Raw genomic sequence first — 23,696 nt, 5'->3', positions numbered from 1 at the left:
CAACTGCGTCTAGTCGCTTGCGTCCTGTACCGCCACGGCCGCGAACCACGGGAGTGCCTCGCATGGGGACGAATGGATCGACCATGCTGGAGCCTTTTGAGCCCTTAAGGCAGGCGCTTCCCCCCATCGACCCCTCGACCGTGGCCGGTTCCGCGTCCTGTGCGCTGCCCGCCCGTTACGAAGCGGTGCGCGGGGCCCGGAAGTTCACCAGGTCGACGCTCACGCAGTGGGGCCTCGGCGAGCGCTTCGACGACGTCGCCCTGGTCGTCTCGGAACTCGTCACCAACGCACTGCGGCACGCCCTGCCCGCCGACACCCCGCGCGAGACCGAGGTGCCGGTGCGGCTCCATCTCATGCGCTGGACGAGCCGGCTGGTGTGCGCGGTACGCGACCCCAGCAACGAGAGCCCGATCGAGCGCGAGAGCGACGACTTCGGGGCGGAGTCCGGCCGCGGCCTGTTCCTGGTCGAGTCCTTCGCCGACAGCTGGGGCTGGCACCCGCTGTCGGGCGCGATCAGCGGCAAGGTCGTATGGGCGCTGTTCCGGCTGGCACCGGCGGAGTGAGCTGACAGATTTCAGAGTCTGCCGCCTGTCAGCGGCCACCTGTCAGTGGTCGTCTGTCAGTGGTCGTCTGTCAGCCGACGGCCGTGAGTCGCCATCCCTGAGTCGTCCTGGTCGAGTGGTCGTGGGCGAGTGGTCATGGGTGAGTGGTCATGCGTAAGTGGTCACCGGCGGGTCGCCGCCTGTCGGCCGCGGCCCTCAGTCGACTATCAGATGGTCGAACTCGCCGTCCTTGATGCCGAGCAGCATCGCCTCTATCTCCGCCCTGGTGTAGACCAGGGCAGGCCCGTCCGGATGGCGTGAGTTGCGTACCGCCACCCCTCCACCGGGCAGTTTGGCGAATTCGACGCAGGATCCCTGCGAGTTGCTGTGCCTGCTCTTCTGCCACGCGGCACCCTGAAGCTCCGCTGCCGCCATGCCGTTGTACGCGTGGTGCAAGGTCGCTCCCGGGATGTGCAGACGTGCAACTGTGAATGGTCAACTGCCCCGGATCATATCTGTGTTCATGTGCGCATGCATGGGAAGATGCACGTGCACGGGGGGTGCCCGGGCAATTACACCCGCTCCCGGGCCGGACCGCTCGTGCGGGCCCGCCGGGGCGCGGCCGCCGACACGTGCCCGACGCGTACCTGCACGTCCCTCAGCAAGAGACGCACAGGAGGGCCCGCTGGTTCAGACCTGTGCGGCGCGGCACGGCTGGTAGCTTGTCGCGGTCCCAGACACCGTTCACAGGGGGAAGACACACCGTGCACAGGCACATACGCACCGCCGGACTCGCCGCGGCCGGGCTCTCGGTCGCACTCGTCCTGACCGGCTGCGGCAGCAGCAAGAGCGATGACAAGCCGGCCACCAAGTCACCGTCCGGCTCGGACAGCTCCTCGCCGGCGAGGGGCGGCAACGGCACTCCGGCCAAGTCCAGTGACCTGCAGGGAAGTTGGACCGCGAAGGTCGGTACCAAGGCCGTCACCATGGCCATCGCGGACAAGGGCGTGGCCCTGCTCTCCCCGCACGTGTGCTCCGGCACCGTCGCCGAGACCTCCGGCATGACGATGCTGACCATGAAGTGCGCCGACGGGAACACCGATCGCACCCAGGGCATGGCCACGATCAAGGGCGGCAACCTCGAGGTCAAGTGGGAGGGTGGCGGGACGGAATCCTTCACCCGCGGCAAGGCGGGCTCGCTCCCGACCGACCTCCCCACGGCAGGTCTCCCGACGGCCGGCCTCCCGACCCCGTGACGCCGGGAAAACCTGAGAACTACAGGTGAACCCGACTCCCTTACGGCTTGGGAGAGCTGGGTACCGTCAGGGCGTCGGTCAGGTCGTCGAGGCAGTGCACGACCAGGCCGGCGCCCCTGCGCACCACGCGGTCGGGCACGCCCTCGCCGTCCCAGGCGGCCAGGGCCTGCTCGACCCCCTCCCACCGCGGCACGCGCCGCTCGCGCACCGCCTTCGCGCCCTGCTCGGTGGCCTCCCGCAGCGCCTCGGCGAACTTCGCGGCGGCCGGTACCGGCACCGCGTCCCGGTCCGGCAGGTGCGCCTCCATCAGCATGGCCGTACGCCCCAACTGGCTGAGCGCGTGGGCGGCTTCCTCGGCCGCCGAACGCGACAGTCCCCGGTGCCGCACCGGCTCGTGGGTGGCCTTGTCGAGCGCCTCTTGCCAGGCGATGCGGGCCGCGCGCGTGTCGAGGAGCGCCTGGCGGATCTCGTCGGAGGCGCGCCCCGGGTCGGCGTAGTGGGCGACGACGGCGGAGGCGTAACGGCCGTTCGCGGCAAGCCAGTCGGCGAGTCGGGTGCGCAGGCGCGGTGTCTCCCAGGCCGGGTAGACGGCGTACGAGATCATCGCGAGGGCGCCGCCGATCAGCGTCAGGAACACCCGGTCGGGCACGGTCTGCGTCCACTGGAGGCCGCCCATGCCGAGCAGGAACACGACGTACGCGGAGACGCAGCCGCTCAGCACCGCATAGCCCGTACGCATCAGCAGGTACGCCAGGAACGCGCAGGTCACCGCGATGGCGGCGGACAGGCCGGTGTCCGGGTGGGTGAGCTGGACGATGCCGGTGGCGAGCGCGACGCCGACGAGGGTGCCGCCGAAGCGGGCGACCGCGCGGGCGTAGGTGAGCGAGAAGTCCGGCCGCATCACCATTACGGAGGCCATCGGGGCCCAGTAGCCGTGGCCGAACGGCAGGACGTGGCCGAGCAGATAGCCCGCGGTCGCCACCGCGCAGACCCGTACCGCGTGCCGGAACACCGGGGAGCGGCGGTGGCCCAGTTCGTCGCGCATGGTGCGCAGGGCGAGCGGGACCAGGCGGGGCAGGGTGGGCCGCAGCAGGGGTTCCGCTCCTGCGCCGGTGCCGCTGCCCTGGGCGGTTTCGACGACGTCCGCGAGCAGTGCGGTGAGCCGGGCGGCGGCGCGGCGGGCGGGGCCGGTGAGGATGGCGCCGGTGTCGGGGGTGGCGAGGGCGGCCTCGGCGGCGGGCGGGATGACGGGGGCCTCGCCGTGCCGGACGGCTCGGGCGGCGGCGTCGAGGACGGTGCCCGCGGCGGCCAGCAACTCCCGTACCCGGTGGCGTTCCTCGCCCTCCGCGGGGACGCCGAGCGCGGGGTCGGCGAGCGAGGCGAGCACCGGCCGGATCCGCTCGGCGACGCCGCGGGCTCCGTGCAGTTCGGCCGGGCGGCGGCGGGCCTCGCGCGGGGTGACGGCGGCGGCGAGGCGGGCGGTCATCAGGGGCTGGGGGTCGAAGGGGGCGACGGGGTCGTGCCGCAGCCGGCGCGCGTAGTCGGCCTCCGCGGCCAGGGCGTCGGCGAGCGCGTCACGCTGGGCGCCCCATCTGCGGATCGGGAACAGGACGACGAGGGCGGCCTGGACGACCCCGCCGAACGCGATCATCCCGGCGTGCCCGGCGGCGTCGACGAGCGAGCTCGGCAGGGTGACGGTGACCAGCATGATCGCGACGTTGGACGAGGCGATGACCCCGACGGTCGGGCCGACGGCCCAGGCGAGCCCGGCCAGGAACGTCCACAGCGCGAGCAGCACGAGAAAGAACGGGGAGTGGGTGCCGACGAGATAGCCGAGGAAGGTGGAGATCGCGAGCGAGAGGCCCGAGGCGAGGGCGAGCACGGGCCTCGGGCGCCAGCTGCGCTGGTACGTGGCGATGGCGCCCTGGAACGCGCCGAACGCGGAGCTTGCGGCGACGGAGGGGCCGAAGAGGGTGAGGCTGATGCCGACGACGATGGCGAGTCCCGCGGCTCCGCGCAGCGCGACGAGCGGTTCGAGCCGCCGCCGCTCGACCGTCAGCCCCGAGCGGGCGGTCTCCCTCAGCGCCCGAAGCCAGCTCATGCCCCGAGGGTATCGGGAACCTGGACGATCCCGGCATTCCGGGCCACCGGGGTGCGCCCCGACGAACCGTCCCGGGGGGCTGCGCTGGGGCTCCGCCCCAGACCCCGGGAGGCCCCTCCCCGCCCCTTCCCTAAACCCTCCGGGGGATGCGGGGTGTGATGGGGTCATTCGGCTGCGGACCGTGGGTGGTTGCTCGCGCAGTTCCCCGCGCCCCTGGCAGGGCTGATCCCTAGCCCGTCCAAACAGTGGACTCGACTGCGGACCGTGCGTGGTTGCTCGCGCAGTTCCCCGCGCCCCTGACAGGGTTGATCCTGGCCGGTCTCTTGGGTACGGGCCGTGCGGGCATACCCAGCCCGTCCGGCGTTTGAGGACGAGCGCCCTTCAGGCGCGAACGGGGTCCGGGGCGGAGCCCCGAAAGGGGTGCAGGGGACGAAGTCCCCGCAGGGGGTCTGGGGGCACAGCCCCCAGGAGCCGGGCCATCCAATCCCCTGCACGGACGGGAGGGCGGGCAAACCCCCCGGGGGCGCAGGGGGCAGAGCCCCCGCCGGGGTCTGGGGCGCAGCCCCAGGGCTCAACCTCTCCGCCCCCTGCACGGGCGGGCGGGTGGGCAAACCCCCCGGGGTCTGGGGCGCAGCCCCAGGGAGGCCAGCCCAACCAACCCTGGGGCTACGGGTGGGCGGGTGGGCGAAGTTCTCGGGGCTGGGGCGAAGCCCGATGCGCTCGGTCCGCCGCCGCGCGGCCGTCCCGCCAGCCCGACTCGTCAAAGACGCCCCGCACCCGCGTCGACACCGTCCGCGGGAACATCTCCTCCGCCCGCCCCGCGACCGCCACCGCCCGCGTCGCCAGGACCGGTAGGAGCGAGCTGCCGAACTCCGCCTCCACGTCGCGGGCGGTCGCCGCGAGCAGGTCGCCCAGCCGGCCCGCGTACGCGAGCAGGAAGGACTGGCGGAACGTCTTCGTGCGCTTGCGGCCGCCCGCCCGCTGCGCGGCCTCCGCCTTCGTCATCGCCGCCGTGCCCTGGACCAGGAGCGAGGTGTACAGCAGCTCCACCGCCTCCAGGTCCGCCTCGAAGCCCACCACCGTCGAGAAGCCGAGCTCCGCGTTCCACACCGCCCGGCAGTGGTTCGCGGACGCGACCGCGTCGAGCAGGATCGCCTTGGCCGTCTCGTACGGGGCGTCCACCCCGATCCGGCAGGCCCCCGGCACCTCGTCGCCCGGCCCGCGCCCCGCGAGCAGCGCCTCGTCCACGCTGTGCCGCGCCATCAGCTCCTGCGCCTTGGCGGAGAGCGCCTCCGCCTCCTCGGGGAACCCGGTCGCCTCGGCCTTGGCGAGCAGCGCCCGGATGCGGCCCAGCATCTTGGGCTCGCCGTGCACCGGCGGCCCGAGCACGCCGGCCCCCGGCGCGGGCCCGGCCGGCTCGATCGCGGGCAGCGCGAGCAGCAGCCGGTAGAGCTCCAGGACGGCGGTGGCGTACGAGAACCGGTCGGCCCGCCACGCCTCGTCGGGCAGCTCGTCCAGCTGGCCCTGCCACCGCGCGGGCAGCCGCTCGTAGCGCCCGAGCTCGTCGCGGATCAGCCCGCTCAGGATGCGTACGTGCGGCTCGTCCAGATCACGCCGTACGATCCGTACGACATCGGCGGGCTGCCAGCCACGGTCCCAGGCGCGGCGCACGAACTCCCGCCCCCGCAGGGCAAGTTCGGCATCGGTGTCCGGTGCGGCGGCGAGCAGTGAGGCGCCGGTGTCGAGGGCCGCGTCGCCCTCGGTGTACAGCGCCGCGGCGAACGCGCGGTCGACGGCCTCCATCAGGGCGCCTCGTGTTCCGCGTCCCAGGACCGCCGGGCGTCCGCGATCGCGCCGCGGTGGTCGATCGACCAGTCCGCGAGCGCCTTGATCAGGTGCGTCATGCTGTGGCCCATCGCGGTCAGCTCGTACTCGACCTGGGCCGGCACCGTCGCATACACGGTCCGCTTCACCAGCCCGTCGCGCTCCAGGCGCCGTACGGTGAGGGTCAGCATGCGCTGGGAGATGCCGGGCACGGCCCGTTGCAACTGGCGGAAGCGGTGCACGCCCGCCGCGAGTTCGACGACCACGTACACCGACCACTTGTCGCCGAGCCGGTCGAGCACGTCGCGCACCCCGCACTCCTCCTGCGGCGTCTCGCAGCTGATGACCGGCTCGGCCGGGGCCGGGGTGGTTACCGCGATGTGCCCCACTGACATGAAAGTGCCTCCTTACCGATCCGCCCGCTGTCGATCACGATCGTCCCAGCAAACGAACGCGACAACGAAACGGGGGGAGCTTCCATGCTGCTCATCACGGGGGCCTCCGGCGGGCTCGGCGGGCTGATCGCCGAACGCCTCGCCGGCCGCGACGACGTACTCACCGGCACCCGCGCGGCCCTGCCCGGCGCCCGCCGCACCGACTTCGACGACCCCGCCTCCCTCCCGGAGGCCTTCGCCGGCGTCGACACCCTGCTGCTCGTGTCGGCCGGGTACGGCGAGGACGACACGGTCGTCGCCCGCCACGAGGCCGCGGTCTCGGCCGCCGAGAAGGCGGGCGTGCGCCATGTCGTCTACACCAGCCTGGCCGCCCCCGGCGACCACCTCCCCTACGCGCTGGCCCACCGCTGGACCGAGCGCCGGCTGCGCGCGTCCGCGCTGAGCTGGACGGTGCTGCGCAACGGCCTGTACGCCGAGCTGCTCGCCCACCTCGCCGCACCCGGCGCGGACGGCCGCATCACCGCACCGCTCGGCACCGGCCGGCTCGCGGCGGTCGCCCGCGAGGACCTCGCCGACATCGCGGCCCGGGTGGCCCTGGATCCGGCGGCCCACGCCGGCCGGACCTACGAGCTGGTGGGCGAACACGCCCTGGGTGGCGCCGAGTTGGCCGCCGCCACCTCCACCGCGTACGAGCCCGGCACGCTCGCCGGGGCACGGGCGGCCCTCGCCGCGTCCGGCGCCGAGCCCTTCCAGGTGCCGATGCTGGTCGGCACGTACTCCGCCATCGCGCACGGCTTCCTCGGCGCGACCGACACCGGCGAGCTGCGCCACCTGCTCGGCCGCGCCCCGAAGCCCGCGATCGAGGTGTACGCGGCGGCCGTGCGCGAGCAGGAATAGGCCCGGCCGCCCACAGCCTGTGGACAAGTTTCGGCGCGCCGCCTCCATGATCACGGGTGCGCGATGAAACCGTCGGGCGGTGCGGAACGTCCACAACGCGTCCCGAGTTCCGCTTGGGACCGGGCCCGCTGGGCATCCGAACGGACAACGACCGAAAGGACCGCCGTGTTGCGCCTGCGTACCGCCCCCCTGGCCGCGATCGCCGTCATCGCCGCCGGCCTGACCCTGACCGCCTGCGGCAGCGACAACGGCGGCTCGGACAAGGTCGCCACCGACACCCCGAGCACCACCGCCCCGAACGGCACCGGCACCGGATCGAGCTCCCCCGGCGCGGACGGCGGCCGCACCATGGCCCCCTCCGGCGGCAGCGTCGGCGGCGGTACGGACGCGGGGACCGGAACCGGCGGCGACCACTGCCTGACCTCCCAGCTCGCCTTCGCCGTCGCCCCGGGCAGCGGCGCCCAGTCGCAGGGTTCGCAGGGCGCCGTGACCATCACGCTGACCAACAAGGGCGCCAAGTCCTGCACGATGAAGGGCTATCCGGGGGTCGACCTGGTCGGCGGCTCGACCAGGTGGTCGCTCACCCGCGGGACCGCCGAGACCCCGAAGACGGTCACGGTACGGCCGAATGCCACGACCACCTTCAACATCTTCTATCTGCCGTTCAACAAGGGCGACGGGCAGGAGTTCAAGCCCAAGAGCATCGTGATCACCCCGCCGAACGAGACCCACTCCCACACCCTGCCGTGGGAGTTCTCCTCGGTCCTGCTCCAGGACGGGGCCACCCACCCGGGCACCTACATCAGTCCGGTGGGCTCCAAGTAGCGTACGAACACGACGAGTTGGCGCCTCACAGGCCCGCGCCCGTGAGGCGGTTGGCGTAGGTGGACAGCGTGTAGGTGCCGATGCCGAGGACGACCTCGAGGGCGTTCTGCTCGGTGTATCCGTACGACAGGAAGTCCTTGACGGCCTCGTCCTCGACGCCGCCCGCGGTCGCCAGGACCGCGAGCGTGAAGCGGCGTACGGCATCGAGCTTCGGGTCGGCGAGGGGGCGCCGCTCGTGCAGGGCGGTCACCAGGTCCTCGTCGGCGCCCAGTTCGCGCAGCTTGCCGGTGTGCATGGCCACGCACACGTGGCACTCGTTGCGGACGGCCACCGTCATGACGACGACCTCGCGCGCCACCGGCCCCAGGGTGGTCTGCTCGAAGATCCCGGTCAGCTTGAGGAAGCCGTCCAGGAGGTGCGGGGAGGTGGCGAGCCGGGCGACCGGCGGGGCGAGCCGGCCCAGGTGGCGGACGGTCGCCTCCATCGACTTGCGCGAGGCGGCCGGGGCCGATTCCAGGGTGTGCTCGGTGAACAGGGACATGACGCGACTCCACTTTCCGTACGGCCCGGATCGGACCCGGGCCCTAGAATGGACAACGTGGTTGACGAAAAAAAGGTAAACCAGGTTGTCGATTCGCGCAACGGCCCGCGTTCGGATCGCGGTGCGCACAACGCCGCCCCCGGGCCTGCGGGCCACCCCGACGCGCCCGGATACGAGCTCCCGCTGCTCCTGTTCGCCGGGTTCCGCTCGCTCATCGACCGGCTGCACGCCGAGCTCGCGCGCCAGGGGCACCCGGACATCCGGCCCGCGCACGGCTTCGCCCTTCAGGCCATCGGCCTGCCCGGGTCGACCGCCAGCGAGATCGGGCGGCGGCTCGGCGTCTCCAAGCAGGCGGCCGGCAAGACCGTCGACCGTCTCATCGCCCTTGGCTACGCGGAGCGCGCCGACGACCCCGACGACGCCCGCCGCAAACTGGTCCGGCTCACCCCGCACGGCCTGGACGCGCTCGCCCGGTCGGCGGCCGTCTTCGACGAGCTGCGGGCGAGCTGGGCCGACACCCTGGGCCATGACCGGCTGCGCGAGCTCGAAGCCTCGCTGCGCGCCGCCGTGCCCCCGGAGGCCTTCCGCCTCGACGCGTCCAGCTGGCTGGGCAGTTGAACGAAACCCTTGCCTTGAGCACACTCGAACACGCTTTGATGGCCCCATGAAGTACACACAGCTCGGACGCACCGGACTCCAGGTCAGCCGTCTCGTCCTCGGCACGATGAACTTCGGACCGCTGACCGACGAAGCCGGCAGCCACGCCCTCATGGACGCCGCCCTGGACGCGGGCATCAACTTCTTCGACACCGCCGACATCTACGGCGTGGACGAGGAGAAGGGGCTCACCGAGAAGATCCTCGGCTCCTGGTTCGCGAAGGGCGGCGACCGGCGCGACAAGGTCGTCCTCGCCACCAAGATGTACGGCGACATGACGCAGGGCAAGGCCTGGAACACCCCCTCCTGGCCCAACCACAGCAAGCTCTCGGCGGTCAACATCCGCCGCTCGGTGGAGGCTTCGCTCAAGCGGCTCGGCACCGACCACATCGACATCTACCAGTTCCACCACGTCGACCGGGACACCCCGTTCGAGGAGATCTGGCAGGCCATCGACGTCCTGATCACCCAGGGCAAGATCCTTTACGCGGGAACGTCCAACTTCCCCGGCTACAAGATCGCCCAGGCCAACGAGACCGCCGCCCGCACCGGACGCCTCGGCCTGGTCAGCGAGCAATGCCTCTACAACCTCGCCGAACGCCGCGCCGAAATGGAGATCATCCCGGCCGCCCAGGAGTACGGGCTCGGCGTCATCCCCTGGTCGCCGCTGCACCAGGGCCTGCTCGGCGGCGCGCTGCGCAAGGAGCGCGAGGGCGCCGGCTCGCGCACCAAGGGCGGCCGCTCGGCGGCGGGCCTTGCCGACCCGGCCGTGCGGGCGCAGATCCAGGCGTACGAGGACCTGCTCGCCAAGCACGACCTCGACCCCGGCGAGGTGGCGCTCGCCTGGCTGCTCACCCGGCCCGGCGTGACCGGCCCCATTGTCGGCCCGCGCACGCCCGCCCACCTCGAATCGGCGCTGCGCGCCGTGGAGTTGGAGCTGAGCGAGGAGCTGCTCGGCGCGCTCGACGAGATCTTCCCGGGCCCCGGTCCCTCTCCGGAGGCCTTCGCCTGGTAGTCACGTACGCCAAGGGGCCGGGCCGGGCCGGGAAGTCCCGGCCCGGCCCCTTGCCTTGAGCGCGCTCGAAGACGTTGGCTTGATTCCCATGAAGTACACGCAGCTCGGACGCACGGGTCTCCAGGTGAGCAGGATCGTCCTGGGGACGATGAACTTCGGACCGCAGACCGACGAAGGCGCAAGCCACGCGATCATGGATGCCGCCCTCGGCGCGGGCATCAACTTCTTCGACACCGCCAACGCCTACGGCTGGGGCGAGAACAAGGGCCGCACCGAGGAGATCATCGGCAGCTGGTTCGCGAAGGGCGGCGGCCGGCGCGACAAGACCGTCCTGGCCACCAAGCTCTACGCCAACATGGGCGTCGACGAGCCCTGGCCCAACCACCACAAGCTGTCCGCGGTCAACATCCGCCGCTCGGTGGAGGCTTCGCTCAAGCGGCTCGGCACCGACCACATCGACGTCTACCAGTTCCACCACATCGACCGGGACACCCCGTTCGAGGAGATCTGGCAGGCCATCGACGTCCTGATCACCCAGGGCAAGATCCTGTACGCCGGCTCGTCCAACTTCCCCGGCTACAAGATCGCCCAGGCCAACGAAATCGCCGCCCGCACCGGACGCCTCGGCCTGGTCAGCGAGCAGTGCCTCTACAACCTCGCCGAACGCCGCGCCGAAATGGAGATCATCCCGGCGGCGGTGGAGTACGGGCTCGGGGTCATCCCCTGGTCGCCGCTGCACGGCGGCATGCTCGGCGGCATCCTGCGCAAGGAGCGCGAGGGCTCGGGCTCGCGTTCCCAGGGCGGCATCGCGGTCCAGACCCTCGCGAAGCCGGGCGTGCGGGAGCAGGTCCAGGCGTACGAGGAGCTCGTCGCCAAGCACGACCTCGACCCCGCCGAGGTGGCGCTGGCCTGGCTGCTCACCCGGCCGGGCGTGGCGGGTCCGATCGTCGGGCCGCGCACGGCGGACCAGCTGGACGCGCCGCTGCGGGCGGTCGAACTCGACCTGCCGCAGGAGTTCCTGACCGCGCTCGACGACATCTTCCCGGGCCCCGGGCCGTCCCCGGAGGCCTTCGCCTGGTAGGTCCGCAGGACCTCGCAGGCGGTACGCGCCCGCGAGTGCGTACGCGTGGGGGCGGGGGCGGTCAGCCGACGGCGGCCGCCACCGCCACGACGACGAACATCAGCACGAGCACACCGGCCATGATCCGGTTCCTGGTCTTCGGGTCCACCCCTTGAGCCTAACCGCCTTGGCCGAGAGGCCAGCGGGCGACCGCCTCGTAGCGGGGGCGCTCGCCGGGGGTGCCGCCGCCCGGGAGGGTGCTGCGGATCAGCGCCAACTCGCCGACCTGCCACGGGCTGCCCTCGAACGCGGCGAGGACTTCGACGTACGTCTTCAGGTCCATCGGCGCCCGGGACCGCGCCAGGGTGAGGTGCGGCACATAGCGGCGGTGCTGGTCCATCGGGATGCCGGAGCGGCGGGCGGCGGCGTCCGCGCGTTCGGCGAGCAGCCGCAGCTGGTCGAGGCCGCCCGCGACGCCGGCCCACAGGGCGCGCCCGTCGAAGCGGCCGCCGCCGTGCAGCCGCAGCGTGAACGGGTCGGTGCGGCGGGCCGCCCTGCGCAGCCGCTCGTGCAGCTCGGCCAGGACCGCCTCGTCGGTCTCGCCCATGAACGCGAGGGTCAGGTGCCAGCCCTCGCGCCCGGTCCAGCGCAGCCCCTGCGCGCCGGGCAGGTGCTCCAACTGCCGTACGGTCCGGCCGAGTTCGTCGATGGCCGACGCTGGGGGCAGCACGGCGGCGAAGAGGCGCATGGGGACAGTCAATCAAGACCGGCCCCCTGTGCGAAGCCGCCGAAGGGGCAGGCGTAAGATCCCGTCGCTCGTTTCTGCGGGGCCCCGGCCCCGGCTTCCCTGGGGGGAAATCATCCATGCGGCCGACCATCCGCACCGCTTTGGCGACGGCTGCCGCCGTCGTGGGGTTCACCGCGACCGCGGTCGCCCCGGCCGACGCCTCCGTCGGCCTCGACCACTGTCCGGTGGGCAAGTTCTGCGTCTTCGACCGGGCCGACAGCCAGGCCTCGATGGACGCGTACGCCGGCCCGCAGGCCTCCGCCGAGCCGTGGGACGACGAGGCGCCGGCCGTCTACAACCGCTCGGGCGGCGACTTCTCGTGCATGTGGAGCCCGGCGGAGTTCCAGTACCTGGACCCGGGCCGCGACATGTACGTGCGCGCCCCGGGCATGGGCACCGCGCCCAAGCCCGCCCCGCCGCACGGCGCGAAGCCCCGTAAGGACGAGAACAGCTCGTTCCGCTGGGGGCGGACGCTGCGCGAGTGCCAGTCGGGCAAGGAGTACTCCGACTGGAACTCCGGCGACGGCGAGGACGCGAAGGCGCTGCCCTTCGGCGACCTCAACGGCGACGGCCAGGCCGACCTCCTCCAGCGCAACTGGAACGGCAGCCTGTACTTCCTCGACGGCGACGGGAACGGCACCTTCCTCGGCCGCGGCTGGAACGGCATGACGCTGGCCCGGCACGGCGACCTCACCGGCGACGGCAAGGAGGACCTGCTCGCCCGGGACAAGGCCGGCGTGCTGTGGCTGTACCCGGGCAAGGGCGACGGGCGCCTCGGCAAGCGCTCGCGCGTGGGCGCCGGCTGGTCCGGCATGCGCCGCTTCGCGCCGGTGGGCGACCTCGACGGCGACGGCCGCGGCGACCTCATGGCCCTCGACGCGTCCGGGCACGCCTGGCTCTACCCGGGCAACGGCCACGGCGGCTTCGGCCACCGCAAGAGCCTCGGCGCCGGCTGGGGCTCGGTCCTGACGTTCACCGGCACGGGCGACCTCGACGGCGACGGGCACGCTGACGTCGTCGCCAGCGACACGGCGGGCAGGCTGTGGCGCTACCCCGGCAACGGGCACGGCGGGTTCGGCCCGCGGGTCCTGATCGGCAGCGGGGGCTGGCAGAAGTACCCGACGCTGCTGTGCGTCGGCGACGTACTGGACGACCTCGCCTGGAACGCGCCCGACCTCCTCGCCAAGTCGGACCGCGAGCTCACGACGTACCCGGGCACGGGCACGGGCACCCTGGGCGAGGGGCGCGAGGACTGGAACTGGGCGAGGAGCGACATCTTCTGAACCCGGTACGGGAAACGGCCCGGCCCCCGCATGCGGGGGCCGGGCCGTTTCCCGTACCGGGTGCCGTCAGGCGGCCGTCACCAGAGCGGGATTCCTCGGGACGAACGCGAGGTGCCGGTGGCCGGGCCGTACGTCGACCTTCAGGCGCAGGTTGGCCGCGCGGGCCAGCATCAGGCCCACGCCGATCGCCGCCGCGCCGCAGATGAGACCGCCGAGCGCGAGGCTGACGCGGACGCCGTAGACGTCGGTCAGCCAGCCGAAGAGCGGGCCGCCCAGCGGGGTGCCGCCGGTGAAGACCATCATGAACAGGCTCATCACGCGGCCCCGCATCTCGGGGTCGGTGGCCATCTGCACCGAGGCGTTGGCGGTCACGTTCACCGTCAGGCCGAGGATGCCGACCGGGATGAGCAGCGCCATGAACACGCCGAGGTCGGGGGCCCCGGAGGCGACGAGTTCGAGCACCGCGAAAAGGAACGCCGCGAGCGCCAGCATCCGCAGCCGGGTCGAGGACCTCCGGGCCGCGAGCAGCGCGCCGATCAGCGAGCCGATCGCCATCAGGCTGTTGAACAGGCCGTACATGCCGGAGTCGCCGTGGAAGACGTCGGAGGCGAACGCGCTCAGCCAGATCGGGAAGTTGAACCCGAAGGTGCCCACGAAGCCGACCAGCACGATCGGCCAGATCAGCTCCGGCCGCTCGGAGACGTACGCGAGGCCTTCCTTCAGCTGGCCCTTGCCGCGCGGGGCGAGGCGGGTCGGCTGGAGCTCCTTGGTCCGCATCAGCGTCAGCATGATCAGCGGGGCGGTGAAGGACAGGCCGTTGGCGAGGAAGGCCCAGCCGGGTCCGACGGCCGCCATGACGGCACCCGCGACGGCGGGGCCGACGAGCCGGGCGGACTGGAAGTTCGCCGAGTTGAGGCTGACCGCGTTGCGCACCCGGTCGGGCCCGACCATCTCGGAGACGAACGACTGCCGGGTCGGGTTGTCGACGACGGTGACCAGGCCGGTGAAGAAGGCCGTCAGGTAGACGTGCCACACCTGGACGTGACCGGACAGGGTCATCACGGCGAGGAACAGGCCGCCGAGGCCCATCGCCGCCTGCGTCACGAACAGGATGTTCCGCTTGGCGAACCGGTCGGCTATGACGCCGCCGTACAGGCCGAACAGGAGCATCGGCAGGAACTGCATGGCCGTGGTGATGCCCACCGCCACGGAGGAGCCGGTGATCGTCAGGACCAGCCAGTCCTGGGTGATCCGGGCCATCCAGGTGCCGATGTTGGACACGATGGCGCCGGAGAAGAACAGCCGGTAATTGCGTACCGCAAGCGAGGAGAACGTCCCCCCGCCGCGCTTGTTGTAGGTGGGAGTAGGTGCGGGGGCGGATGGTGATCCGGTTCCCGTACTCAAAAAGGGTTCGCCTCCTAGCTATGCGCCTTACAGGTGTGCGAGCTTCTCCAGGACCGGGGCGGCCGCGCGCAGCTTCGCCCATTCGTCCTCGTCCAGACCTTCCGCGAGGGAAGCCAGCCAGGCGTTGCGCTTTCGGCGGCTCTCTTCGAGCATCGCCTCGGCCTCTTCGGTCTGGCTGACCACCTTCTGGCGGCGGTCGTCGGGATGCGGCTCCAGCCTGACCAGGCCCTTCGCCTCAAGCAGGGCGACGATTCGGGTCATCGACGGCGGCTGTACGTGTTCTTTGCGGGCCAGCTCACCGGGGGTGGCCGAGCCGCAACGGGCCAGGGTGCCGAGCACCGACATCTCGGTCGGGCTGAGCGATTCGTCGACGCGCTGGTGCTTGAGGCGCCGGCCCAGCCGCATGACGGCTGAGCGCAGGGAGTTCACGGCGGCGGCGTCCTCGCCACTGCCGTGGGACAGGTCAGACATGTTCGTTAGCATAACTCATTACTCTGGCTAAATACCACCGGGTTAAGCCCAGGTGTCCAGCGCCACACCGGCACCATCGCGCCACACTTCACCCGAACGAGTGAGACGCCTGCGAAAAGTGACGCGCGCGGCCCCTGCGGGCGGCGACCCTCGCTCCATGGGGACCAGCGTGCTCAGCCTGCGGATTGACGGTGAGCTGCTCGAACGGCTCAGGCACCATGCCGCGAAACGCGGTATGAGCGTCCAGGACTATGTGGTCCGGACGCTCATACGCGACGACTTCGACGAACGCTTCAACGCGGCGGTGGACGAGACGGAGCGGTTTTACGGGGCGGCGTGATCCGCGCGGTGGGCCGGGCTACGTGAGTCCGAGCGCCGGCATCAGGTAGTAGAAGGCGAACACCGCCGAGACGATGTACATCGCGACCGGAATCTCGCGGGCACGTCCGGCCACCAGCCGCAGCATCGTGAACGTGATGAAGCCCATGCCGATGCCGTTGGTGATCGAGTACGTGAACGGCATCATCAGCATCGTCACGAACGCCGGGATGGCAATCGTCCAGTCCGCCCAGTCGATCTCCTTGATCGAGGCGGACAGGATCAGGAAGCCGACCGCGAGCAGCGCGGGGGTGGCGGCCTGGGAGGGCACCATCGTGGCGAGCGGGGTCAGGAAGAGGGAGACGGTGAAGAGCCCGCCGGTGACCACGTTCGCGAACCCGGTCCGCGCCCCCTCGCCGACGCCCGCCGTGGACTCCACGAAGCAGGTGGTGGCGGACGAGGACGACGCGCCGCCCGCCGCGACCGCGATGCCGTCGACGAACAGGACCCGGTTCATGCCGGGCATGTTGCCCTCGGAGTCGGTCAGGCCCGCCTCGTCGCTGACGCCCATGATCGTGCCCATCGCGTCGAAGAAGCACGAGAGCAGCACGGTGAAGACGAAGAGGACGCCGGTCAGGATGCCGACCCTGGAGAACCCGCCGAAGAGGCTGACCTGGCCGACGAGCCCGAAGTCCGGGGTGTCGACGGGGTTGCCCGGCCACTTCGGGGTGGTCAGACCCCAGGACGGCACGGTGGCCACCGCGTTGATGATCATCGCGAGGACCGTCATCGTCACGATGGAGATCAGGATCGCGCCGGGCACCTTGCGGACCATCAGCGCGAGCGTGAGCAGCACGCCGAGGACGAAGACCAGGACCGGCCAGCCGAGCAGGTGCCCGTTGCCGCCGAGCTGCAGCGGCACGGTGGTGTGCGCGGCGTCCGGGATGCGCGAGACGAAGCCGGAGTCGACCAGGCCGATCAGCATGATGAACAGGCCGATGCCGATCGCGATGCCCTTGCGCAGGCCGAGCGGCACCGCGTTCATGACGCGCTCGCGCAGCCCGGTGGCGACCAGGATCATCACCACGAAGCCGGCCAGGACGACCATGCCCATGGCGTCGGGCCAGCTCATCCGGGGCGCCAGCTGGAGCGCGACCACGGTGTTGACGCCGAGCCCCGCCGCGAGCGCGATCGGCACATTGCCGATGACGCCCATGAGCAGCGTGGTGAAGGCCGCCGTGAGCACGGTCGCGGTGACCAGCTGCCCGCTGTTGAGCTGGTGACCGTACATGTCCTTCGCGCTGCCGAGAATGATCGGGTTCAGCACGATGATGTACGCCATCGCGAAGAAGGTCGCGAATCCGCCACGGATCTCACGGGCGATGGTGGAGCCCCGCTCGGAGATCTTGAAGTAGCGGTCCAGGCCGTTGGTCGGCTGGGCGGGTACCGGCGGCTGAGCTGCGGCGTCGACCTTGTCGGGGGCCGAGGAGGGCATGCGGAACCTCAGTCGTGAAGGGGCAGGAAAACGGCACGTACCCGAACTTCTTTGGACGTTTTAACGAACAGAATGAGTCAGCCGTAAGCCGTTTCAGTATGAATACATAAGGCGAAGATCACCATCTCCGCGCGTAGACCCAAGGGCCGACTGGGCGAGCCGCAGACCGGATTCCCGTGAATAGCCGCGCCCTACACTGATCGCATGGCGAAGTGGACACCGAAGCACGAGGCGCCGGAGCCCCTTGAGGGCCCCGTGGTCGCCACCATCACCGGCGGCACGATCCTCTGGTTCGTCCTCTTCCTCGTCCAGCTCCCCTTCTACGGCTGGTTCGACGACCACGGCCACCTGTGGTGGGTGTGGACCTGCCTGGCCGGCGGCGGCCTCGGCCTCATCGGCATCTGGTACGTCCGCGGCCGCGACGCGGCGATCAAGCGGCATGCCGCACAGCAGGCGGCCGACGCCGAGCGGGGCGCAAGAGCCGAAAGTCAGTAACTCCCGGGCCCTGCGTACCGCCAGAGGACCATTCGCCTCCTACCAGGGTCGGATGTTCGGCCGTCCCGGCAGGTGAAGCGGCCGTTCCCGCCGTACCGTCGAAATCATGACGCAGCGTGCCAAGATCGACGCCGGGGCGGAGCTCGACCCCGTCCATCCCATGAAGCCGCCCGCTCCGGCGGGGCGGGCCGGCGGGCTGACGACGGCCGAGGTCGCCGAACGGGTGGCGCGCGGCGAGGTCAACGACGTTCCGGTCCGCAGCAGCCGGTCCACCGCGGAGATCGTCCGCGGCAACGTCTTCACCCGGTTCAACGCGATCATCGGCGTGCTCTGGGCGATCATGCTGGTCGTCGCGCCCATCCAGGACAGCCTCTTCGGCTTCGTGATCATCGCCAACACCGGCATCGGCATCATCCAGGAGATGCGCGCCAAGAAGACCCTGGACGGGCTCGCGGTCATCGGCGAGGCGAAGCCCACGGTGCGGCGCGACGGGCGGGCCGCCGAGATCTCCACCTCCGAGATCGTGCTCGGCGACGTCATCGAACTCGGGCCCGGCGACAAGATCGTGGTGGACGGCGAGGCCGTCGAGGCCGACGGCCTGGAGGTCGACGAATCCCTCCTGACCGGCGAGGCCGACCCGGTCCTGAAGAAGCCCGGCGACAAGATGATGTCGGGCGCCTTCGTGGTCGCGGGCGGCGGCGCGTTCACCGCCACCAAGGTCGGCCGCGAGGCGTACGCGGCTCAACTCGCCGAGGAGGCGAGCCGGTTCACCCTCGTCCACTCCGAGCTGCGCAGCGGCATCTCCACCATCCTCAAGTACGTCACGTGGATGATGATCCCGACCGCGCTCGGCCTGGTCATCAGCCAGCTCGTGGTCAAGGACAACAACTTCAAGGACTCCATCGCCCGCACCGTCGGCGGCATCGTCCCGATGATCCCGGAAGGCCTCGTGCTGCTGACCTCGGTCGCCTTCGCGATCGGCGTCATCCGGCTCGGCCGCCAGCAGTGCCTGGTGCAGGAACTGCCCGCGATCGAGGGCCTGGCCCGCGTCGACGTGGTGTGCCTCGACAAGACGGGCACGCTCACCGAGGGCGGCATGGACGTCACGGAGCTGCGCCCCCTCAACGGCTCGGACGAGGCCTACGTACGCAAAGTGCTCGGCGCGCTCGGCGAGTCCGACCCGCGCCCGAACGCCTCCCTCCAGGCGATCATCGACGCCTATCCGGACAGCGAGGTGTGGCGGTGCACCGAGTCGCTGCCGTTCTCCTCCGCCCGCAAGTACAGCGGCGCCGCGTTCAGCGAGGGCGACGGCGAGAACAGCACCTGGCTCCTCGGCGCGCCCGACGTGCTCCTGAAGCCGGGCGACCCGGCGCTGACGGAGATCGACACGCTCAACGAGAAGGGCCTGCGCGTCCTGCTGCTCGCCCGTGCCTCCCGCGAGCTCGACGACCCCGACATCGCCTCCGACGCCAAGGCCAGCGCGCTCGTCGTCCTCGAACAGAGGCTGCGGCCCGACGCGTCCGACACCCTGCGCTACTTCGAGGAACAGAACGTCAAGGCCAAGGTCATCTCCGGCGACAACGCGGTGTCGGTGGGCGCGGTGGCCGGAAAGCTCGGCCTGCCCGGCGCGGCCAACACGGTCGACGCCCGCCAACTCCCCGCCGACCAGGCCGAGATGGCCGACGTCCTCGACTCCAACGCGGTCTTCGGCCGGGTCACCCCGCAGCAGAAGCGCGACATGGTGGCGGCCCTCCAGTCCCGCGGCCACACGGTGGCGATGACCGGTGACGGCGTGAACGACGTCCTGGCCCTCAAGGACGCGGACATCGGTGTGAGCATGGGCTCGGGCTCGGAGGCGACGCGAGCGGTGGCTCAGATCGTCCTGCTCAACAACAGCTTCTCCACCCTGCCGTCGGTGGTGGCGGAGGGCCGGCGGGTGATCGGCAACATCACGCGGGTGGCGACGCTGTTCCTGACGAAGACGGTGTACTCGGTCCTGCTTGCGGTGTTCGTGGTGTGCTCGCAGGTGGAGTACCCGTTCCTGCCGCGCCACCTGACCCTCCTCTCGACGTTCACGATCGGCATCCCGGCGTTCTTCCTGGCCCTGGCCCCCAACAAGGAGCGCGCCAAACCGCACTTCGTGCGGAGGGTGATGCGGTACGCGATCCCCAGCGGGGTCATCGCGGCGGTGGCCACGTTCGTGACGTACATGATCGCGCGGGCGTACTACTCGGGACCGGGCGAACTGGACGCGGAAACCAGCGTCACGACCCTGACGCTGTTCCTGGTCTCGATGTGGGTCCTGGCGATCATCGCCCGCCCGTACACGTGGTGGCGGATCGCGCTGGTGGTGGCCATGGGGGCGGCGTTCCTGCTGGTGCTGGCGGTGCCGTGGCTTCAGCACTTCTTCGCGCTGAAGCTGGTGGGGGCGGTGATGCCGTGGACCGCCGTCGGCATTGCGGTGGTGGCGTCGGGGGTGCTGGAGCTGGCATGGCGCTGGGTCGTACGCCGCTGGCCCGACTAGGGGATCAGCCGCCCCCCTCCCCTGCAAGGGGAGAGGGGCCGGACCAGCGCGTCTAGTCGAACCAGCGGTCCCGGGCCAGTTCATCCGTCCTGGAGGGGTCCTCCAAAAGCGCTGCCACCTCGAAGCGGCGAGGCCACTGGCCCGCCGCCCAGGCGAGGCCCGCTGCCACGCCCTCCAGAGTCGCCGCGTGGACCACCCCGTCGGCCGGGCGGCGCCAGTCCAGTTCCACGCCGCCTGCCAGGAGTTCCTCGTGCTCGACGTACGTCGCAGGCGTGGACGGGCCCAGCAGAGCGCGTACCGCCTCCGGCACCTCGTGCTCGACGCCCGTCGACGTCACCTCCGCCGACCCCAGCTCGCTCAGCCGCCCCACCTGGAGCAGTTCCGCGAGTTCGGCCGCGCGGGCCGGGGCCACCGGGAGCAGGGCGCGGCCGGCAGCGAGCGGCAACAAGTCCGGTGCGTCCGCGACCACGGCCTCCGACGCGTCGACCACCCGCACCTCCCCGTCCACCACCACCCGCAGTTCGTCCGGCAGCGTCACCTGTTCGGGGTCCAGGTCCGCCAACGCCGTGTACAGGGCGTGGAGTTGGGACCCGGTCACCGGGCGCGTCCCGTCCGCCAGGCGGCCGAGCAGCTCCGCCGCGCCCCCCGGCTCGTCGAGCAGCGCCGGCACCGACGTGCGTACCCCCAGCGCCCGCAGGACCTGCGCGTCGTCGAAGCCCGTCGCGTCCGCGGGCTCGTACAGGCCGGCGAGCAGCGGGTCGGAGCCCGCCGCGCGCAGGCCGGCGGGGCGGCGGCCGCCGAGGACCGGGTGGTCGCGCAGCCACCAGGCCGTGTAGGGGCGTACGGATTCGGTCGTGCCGTCGGGCAGCAGGACGCGCACCGGCTGGATCAAGGCGTCCCGCAGCGGCGGCCGGGCGAGCAGGGCGAGGGCCTGCGGCCAGCAGTCGTCGTCCACCAGGTCCAGGTCCCGGACCGCGATGATCTCCGTGGCGACCGGGGGCACGGGCGAGTCCGGGAGGCGGTCCAGGGCGTCTTCGCACCAGACGTCCACCGCGTCCAGGAGACCCGCGTCGTCCGGTTCGGCGAAGTCGCCGTCACGGGGCTCCAGTTCGTCCGGGTCCAGGACGACATCGGTGGCGCGCACGAGGGCGAAGGTCGCCAACACCCCGCACGCCGTGAGCGGCTGCTCTCCCCAGCGGTCCGCCAACTCGCGGTCGACCTCGGCGAGTTCACCCTCACGGATGACGGAGGCGAAGGGCGATCCCGGCAGGACGAGTTCGCCGGCGGGGGCGAGCTCTCCGTCCTCGTCGGGCAGGGCGAGCGCGCCGAGCCAGGGTTCGTCGCCGGGCGAGAGGTTCGCCTCGCGCACCAACATCAGTACGGTGTCGGCGAGTTCGTCCGCGTCGAGGGCGTCCTCGTCCCAGATCTCGCCGCTGTCGAGCGAGCCGGCGACGGCCGCCCGCACCTGAGGGGTCGTCAGAACGGCGCGCGGGGTCGCGGGCAGCGCGCCGAGCTTTTCGAGCAGGGGGTGGGCCGCGTCCGGGTGGGCGACCTTCAGGCCGAGGCGGCCCAGGTCGGCCGGGGTGTCGGAGAGCGGCAGCAGGATCTGGCGGGGGCCGATCACGGTGCGGCCGCCCGCGAGCGGCACGGGGAGCCCGGAGAGCCGGTCGGGGTCGACCCCGGCGAGCGTGTCGTACAGCCGGTACCACCACTCGGGGGCCCGCTCCGCCCCGGCGATCCGCTCGATGGCGTCGCCGAGCGGCAGCCGCCCGACCTCCAACGTGCGCAGTTCCGGGCGGCGTTCGAGCCCGGCGGGCAGCAGGGTGGGCAGGACTTCGGCGAGGACGCGCACCGTGTCGGCGCCCGCGCCCTCGACGACCTCCGCCTCGAACGGGCGCAGCGCGACGAGTTCCTCGGTGGGCGCGGCGGGCGCCAGGAACGCGACGCGGGGCAGCCGCTCCAGGACCGCCGCGCGCAGGGCGCCGTCCAGCTCGCCCCGGCCGAGCGGGCCGGGCACCAGGTCGACGGTGCCGGCCGACACCGGCCGCCAGGCACCGAGCAGTTCGGCGTACGCGTCGGCCGCGCGCTGCACCAGGAAGTCGGTGAGCGGGCCGGGTGCGGGGTGGCGGCGCGCGGTGTCCAGCGGGAACGAGGCGATGAGCAGCGCGGGGATGCCGAGCGGCTCGTCGGTGGGGGTGGGCGCGTGCACGACGGCGGCGGTACGGGGCCGCGCGGGCGCGCCGTCCTCGTCCACCGGGACCGCCCAGGTCACCGTCCAGTGCGGCCGCAGCCGCTCCTCGACGGGCCGGTCGGCGAGCAGGTCCGGGGTGATCGGCCCGTGATGGCTGACGACCCGCCAGCGATGAGCGACTCCGTCCCGGCTGTCGTCGATGTGCACGTAGGCGTCGCCGCCGTCGGCGGGCACGGCGCGCCTCAACACCCTTGTCCCGTCCGGCGTTTCGACGACGATCTCGGTCAGGCCGGGGAGGGTGAGGAGGAGGGCGTCGTCGATGCCGTCGAGGAGGCGGCGTACGAGATCCTCGGCGGTGCCGTCGCGCAGCGGGAGCAGCACGACGGTGTCGTACCCCTCGGGGGCGGCGCCCTCGGCGGGCAGCGGCAGCCTGAGCAGCGGTACGTGTCCGTCGCGGCGGCGCAGCTCGTCGCCCAGGCCGGGGCTGACGCGGGCGGCGTCGGCGGCCAGTTCGCGGGCCTCGGCGAGCGACCAGCGCACGCCGCCGGTACGTCCCACCACGGCGGGCTCGTCGCTGACGGCGAGCACCGCGGCGAACCCGACGCCGAACCGGCCCACGGCCACCTCGGTGTCGGCGCGCTTGGCGCTGGCGCGCAGGGTGGACAGCGACTCGACGCCGAGCGCGTCCAGGGGGGCGCCGGTGTTGGCGGCGGCCAGCAGGGCGGGGGTGTCGTGGGTGGCGGGGTGCAGGGTCAGCCGGAGCCGGCCGGTGGTGCGCGCCCGGGCGGCTGCGTCGGCGGCGTTCTGGGCGAGCTCCACGACGAGGCGGTCGCGGTAGCCGCCCAGTGCGAGGTCCTCCTCGGCGTTGGCGTCCTCGCGGAATCTGGCCGGGCCCGCGCCCCAGGCGTTCAGGACTCCGCGCCGCAGCCGCGCCGTCCCGAAGGGGTCGGCCCCTTCGGCCGCCATCGCCTTGACGATCACGCCGTACTCCGCTCTGTCCTGCCCCCGCGGGTGCCGGGGCTGCGGGCCGAAGGTACCGCGCGTCGGCCGCGGTCCTTCAATTTCCCCCACCCCGCCCGTGCCCGGTGTGCCCCTCCGGGGCGGGGGTCGCCTCTGCGGGGGCTGCGCTGGGGCTCCGCCCCAGACCCCGGAAGGCCCCTCCCCGCCCCTTCCCTAAACCCTCCGGGGGATGCGGGATGTGATGGGGTCATTCGGCTGCGGACCGTGCGTGGTTGCTCGCGCAGTTCCCCACGCCCCTGGCAGGGTCGATCCCGGCCGGGGCGGCATCCTCAGCCCGTCCAACGGTGGACGCTTTCAGCTGCGGACCGTGGGTGGTTGCTCGCGCAGTTCCCCACGCCCCTGGCAGGGTCGATCCCGGCCGGGGCGGCATCCTCAGCCCGTCCAACGGTGGACGCTTTCGACTGCGGACCGTGGGTGGTTGCTCGCGCAGTTCCCCGCGCCCCTGGCAGGGTCGATCCCGGCCGGTCTCTTGCGTACGGGCCATGCGGGCATACCCAGCCCGTCCGGCGATTGAGGACGAGCGCCCTTCAGGCGCGAACGGGGTCCGGGGCGGAGCCCCGGAAAGGGGCGCAGGGGACGAAGTCCCCGCAAGGGG

21 protein-coding genes are annotated in these 23,696 nt (G+C 72.0%); 11 read left to right on the top strand and 10 right to left on the bottom strand.

Going from position 1 to position 23,696, the window contains the following annotated elements; genetic code table 11:
• Window positions 1-62: 62 nt before the first annotated feature.
• Entirely contained in the window at window positions 63-563 is a 501-nt protein-coding gene (locus tag IE206_RS23825) for an ATP-binding protein (RefSeq protein WP_189965261.1), read from the top strand.
• A gap of 195 nt (window positions 564-758) precedes the next feature.
• Here the strand turns inward: IE206_RS23825 and IE206_RS23820 are convergent, their stop codons facing one another.
• Entirely contained in the window at window positions 759-998 is a 240-nt protein-coding gene (locus tag IE206_RS23820; RefSeq protein ID WP_189965259.1) for a DUF397 domain-containing protein, read from the bottom strand.
• Window positions 999-1,306: 308 nt separating this feature from the next.
• Here IE206_RS23820 and IE206_RS23815 point away from each other — a divergent pair, with 308 nt between their 5' ends.
• Window positions 1,307-1,798 (top strand): hypothetical protein, encoded by a 492-nt coding sequence (locus IE206_RS23815; RefSeq protein ID WP_189965257.1) that lies wholly within the window; start codon window positions 1,307-1,309, stop codon window positions 1,796-1,798.
• 40 nt (window positions 1,799-1,838) lie between these two features.
• Here the strand turns inward: IE206_RS23815 and IE206_RS23810 are convergent, their stop codons facing one another.
• The 3 genes from IE206_RS23810 to IE206_RS23800 all read right to left on the bottom strand — a co-directional run bounded on the left by IE206_RS23810 (window position 1,839) and on the right by IE206_RS23800 (window position 6,118).
• On the bottom strand, window positions 1,839-3,899 hold the full coding sequence (locus tag IE206_RS23810; protein ID WP_189965255.1) for an FUSC family protein: 2,061 nt from the start codon (window positions 3,897-3,899) through the stop codon (window positions 1,839-1,841).
• Between the two features lie 666 nt (window positions 3,900-4,565).
• Window positions 4,566-5,702, bottom strand: a complete 1,137-nt coding sequence (locus IE206_RS23805) for a DUF2786 domain-containing protein (protein WP_189965253.1) — start codon at window positions 5,700-5,702, stop codon at window positions 4,566-4,568.
• Window positions 5,702-6,118, bottom strand: coding sequence for a winged helix-turn-helix transcriptional regulator (locus IE206_RS23800; RefSeq protein ID WP_189965251.1), 417 nt, complete (start codon window positions 6,116-6,118; stop codon window positions 5,702-5,704). Before IE206_RS23800 ends, IE206_RS23805 begins: the two co-directional genes overlap by 1 nt.
• An 84-nt stretch (window positions 6,119-6,202) precedes the next feature.
• On the opposite strand from IE206_RS23800, the gene IE206_RS23795 reads away from it, so the two are divergent.
• The gene (locus tag IE206_RS23795; RefSeq protein WP_189965249.1) at window positions 6,203-7,015 is read left to right on the top strand and encodes an NAD(P)H-binding protein; all 813 of its coding nucleotides are present in this window, start codon (window positions 6,203-6,205) and stop codon (window positions 7,013-7,015) included.
• 168 nt (window positions 7,016-7,183) lie between these two features.
• Window positions 7,184-7,840 (top strand): DUF4232 domain-containing protein, encoded by a 657-nt coding sequence (locus IE206_RS23790; protein WP_189965247.1) that lies wholly within the window; start codon window positions 7,184-7,186, stop codon window positions 7,838-7,840.
• A gap of 25 nt (window positions 7,841-7,865) precedes the next feature.
• Here the strand turns inward: IE206_RS23790 and IE206_RS23785 are convergent, their stop codons facing one another.
• Window positions 7,866-8,381 carry a carboxymuconolactone decarboxylase family protein gene (locus tag IE206_RS23785; protein ID WP_226599000.1) on the bottom strand — a complete coding sequence of 172 codons (516 nt, stop codon included), beginning with the start codon at window positions 8,379-8,381 and terminating at the stop codon, window positions 7,866-7,868.
• 48 nt (window positions 8,382-8,429) lie between these two features.
• Between IE206_RS23785 and IE206_RS23780 the strand changes: the two genes are divergently transcribed.
• The 3 genes from IE206_RS23780 to IE206_RS23770 all read left to right on the top strand — a co-directional run bounded on the left by IE206_RS23780 (window position 8,430) and on the right by IE206_RS23770 (window position 11,134).
• The gene (locus IE206_RS23780; protein WP_189965245.1) at window positions 8,430-8,999 is read left to right on the top strand and encodes a MarR family winged helix-turn-helix transcriptional regulator; all 570 of its coding nucleotides are present in this window, start codon (window positions 8,430-8,432) and stop codon (window positions 8,997-8,999) included.
• Between the two features lie 46 nt (window positions 9,000-9,045).
• A complete protein-coding gene (locus IE206_RS23775; protein ID WP_189965243.1) occupies window positions 9,046-10,053 on the top strand; it encodes an aldo/keto reductase in 1,008 nt (335 codons plus the stop codon).
• 88 nt (window positions 10,054-10,141) lie between these two features.
• The gene (locus tag IE206_RS23770; protein ID WP_189965241.1) at window positions 10,142-11,134 is read left to right on the top strand and encodes an aldo/keto reductase; all 993 of its coding nucleotides are present in this window, start codon (window positions 10,142-10,144) and stop codon (window positions 11,132-11,134) included.
• 157 nt (window positions 11,135-11,291) lie between these two features.
• Here the strand turns inward: IE206_RS23770 and thpR are convergent, their stop codons facing one another.
• Window positions 11,292-11,861 carry an RNA 2',3'-cyclic phosphodiesterase gene (gene thpR, locus IE206_RS23765; RefSeq protein WP_189965239.1) on the bottom strand — a complete coding sequence of 190 codons (570 nt, stop codon included), beginning with the start codon at window positions 11,859-11,861 and terminating at the stop codon, window positions 11,292-11,294.
• Window positions 11,862-11,977: 116 nt separating this feature from the next.
• On the opposite strand from thpR, the gene IE206_RS23760 reads away from it, so the two are divergent.
• Complete coding sequence (locus tag IE206_RS23760; RefSeq protein WP_189965237.1) at window positions 11,978-13,183, top strand: FG-GAP repeat domain-containing protein; 1,206 nt, start codon at window positions 11,978-11,980, stop codon at window positions 13,181-13,183.
• Window positions 13,184-13,249: 66 nt separating this feature from the next.
• Here the strand turns inward: IE206_RS23760 and IE206_RS23755 are convergent, their stop codons facing one another.
• Both IE206_RS23755 and IE206_RS23750 read right to left on the bottom strand, forming a co-directional pair.
• Window positions 13,250-14,587: an MFS transporter gene (locus IE206_RS23755; RefSeq protein WP_189965235.1), complete on the bottom strand. Its 1,338-nt coding sequence runs from the start codon at window positions 14,585-14,587 to the stop codon at window positions 13,250-13,252.
• A gap of 27 nt (window positions 14,588-14,614) precedes the next feature.
• Window positions 14,615-15,058 (bottom strand): MarR family winged helix-turn-helix transcriptional regulator, encoded by a 444-nt coding sequence (locus IE206_RS23750; RefSeq protein WP_053724836.1) that lies wholly within the window; start codon window positions 15,056-15,058, stop codon window positions 14,615-14,617.
• Window positions 15,059-15,215: 157 nt separating this feature from the next.
• Here IE206_RS23750 and IE206_RS23745 point away from each other — a divergent pair, with 157 nt between their 5' ends.
• A complete protein-coding gene (locus tag IE206_RS23745; RefSeq protein WP_053724844.1) occupies window positions 15,216-15,398 on the top strand; it encodes a ribbon-helix-helix protein, CopG family in 183 nt (60 codons plus the stop codon).
• Between the two features lie 18 nt (window positions 15,399-15,416).
• Here IE206_RS23745 and IE206_RS23740 read toward each other — a convergent pair whose 3' ends face one another.
• Window positions 15,417-16,871: an NCS2 family permease gene (locus IE206_RS23740; RefSeq protein ID WP_189965233.1), complete on the bottom strand. Its 1,455-nt coding sequence runs from the start codon at window positions 16,869-16,871 to the stop codon at window positions 15,417-15,419.
• Between the two features lie 204 nt (window positions 16,872-17,075).
• Between IE206_RS23740 and IE206_RS23735 the strand changes: the two genes are divergently transcribed.
• Window positions 17,076-17,366 (top strand): DUF2530 domain-containing protein, encoded by a 291-nt coding sequence (locus IE206_RS23735; RefSeq protein ID WP_189965231.1) that lies wholly within the window; start codon window positions 17,076-17,078, stop codon window positions 17,364-17,366.
• Window positions 17,367-17,472: 106 nt separating this feature from the next.
• Window positions 17,473-19,890, top strand: a complete 2,418-nt coding sequence (locus IE206_RS23730; protein ID WP_189965229.1) for a cation-translocating P-type ATPase — start codon at window positions 17,473-17,475, stop codon at window positions 19,888-19,890.
• A 52-nt stretch (window positions 19,891-19,942) separates the two neighbouring features.
• On the opposite strand, the gene IE206_RS23725 is transcribed toward IE206_RS23730, so the two are convergent.
• Window positions 19,943-23,047 carry a sacsin N-terminal ATP-binding-like domain-containing protein gene (locus IE206_RS23725; RefSeq protein WP_189965363.1) on the bottom strand — a complete coding sequence of 1,035 codons (3,105 nt, stop codon included), beginning with the start codon at window positions 23,045-23,047 and terminating at the stop codon, window positions 19,943-19,945.
• Window positions 23,048-23,696: the final 649 nt, after the last annotated feature.

It is taken from the genome of Streptomyces violascens, from assembly GCF_014649955.1.
In the GTDB taxonomy this organism is placed as follows: Bacteria; Actinomycetota; Actinomycetes; order Streptomycetales; family Streptomycetaceae; genus Streptomyces; species Streptomyces violascens.
This window is presented reverse-complemented; position numbering and strand designations above follow the sequence as displayed.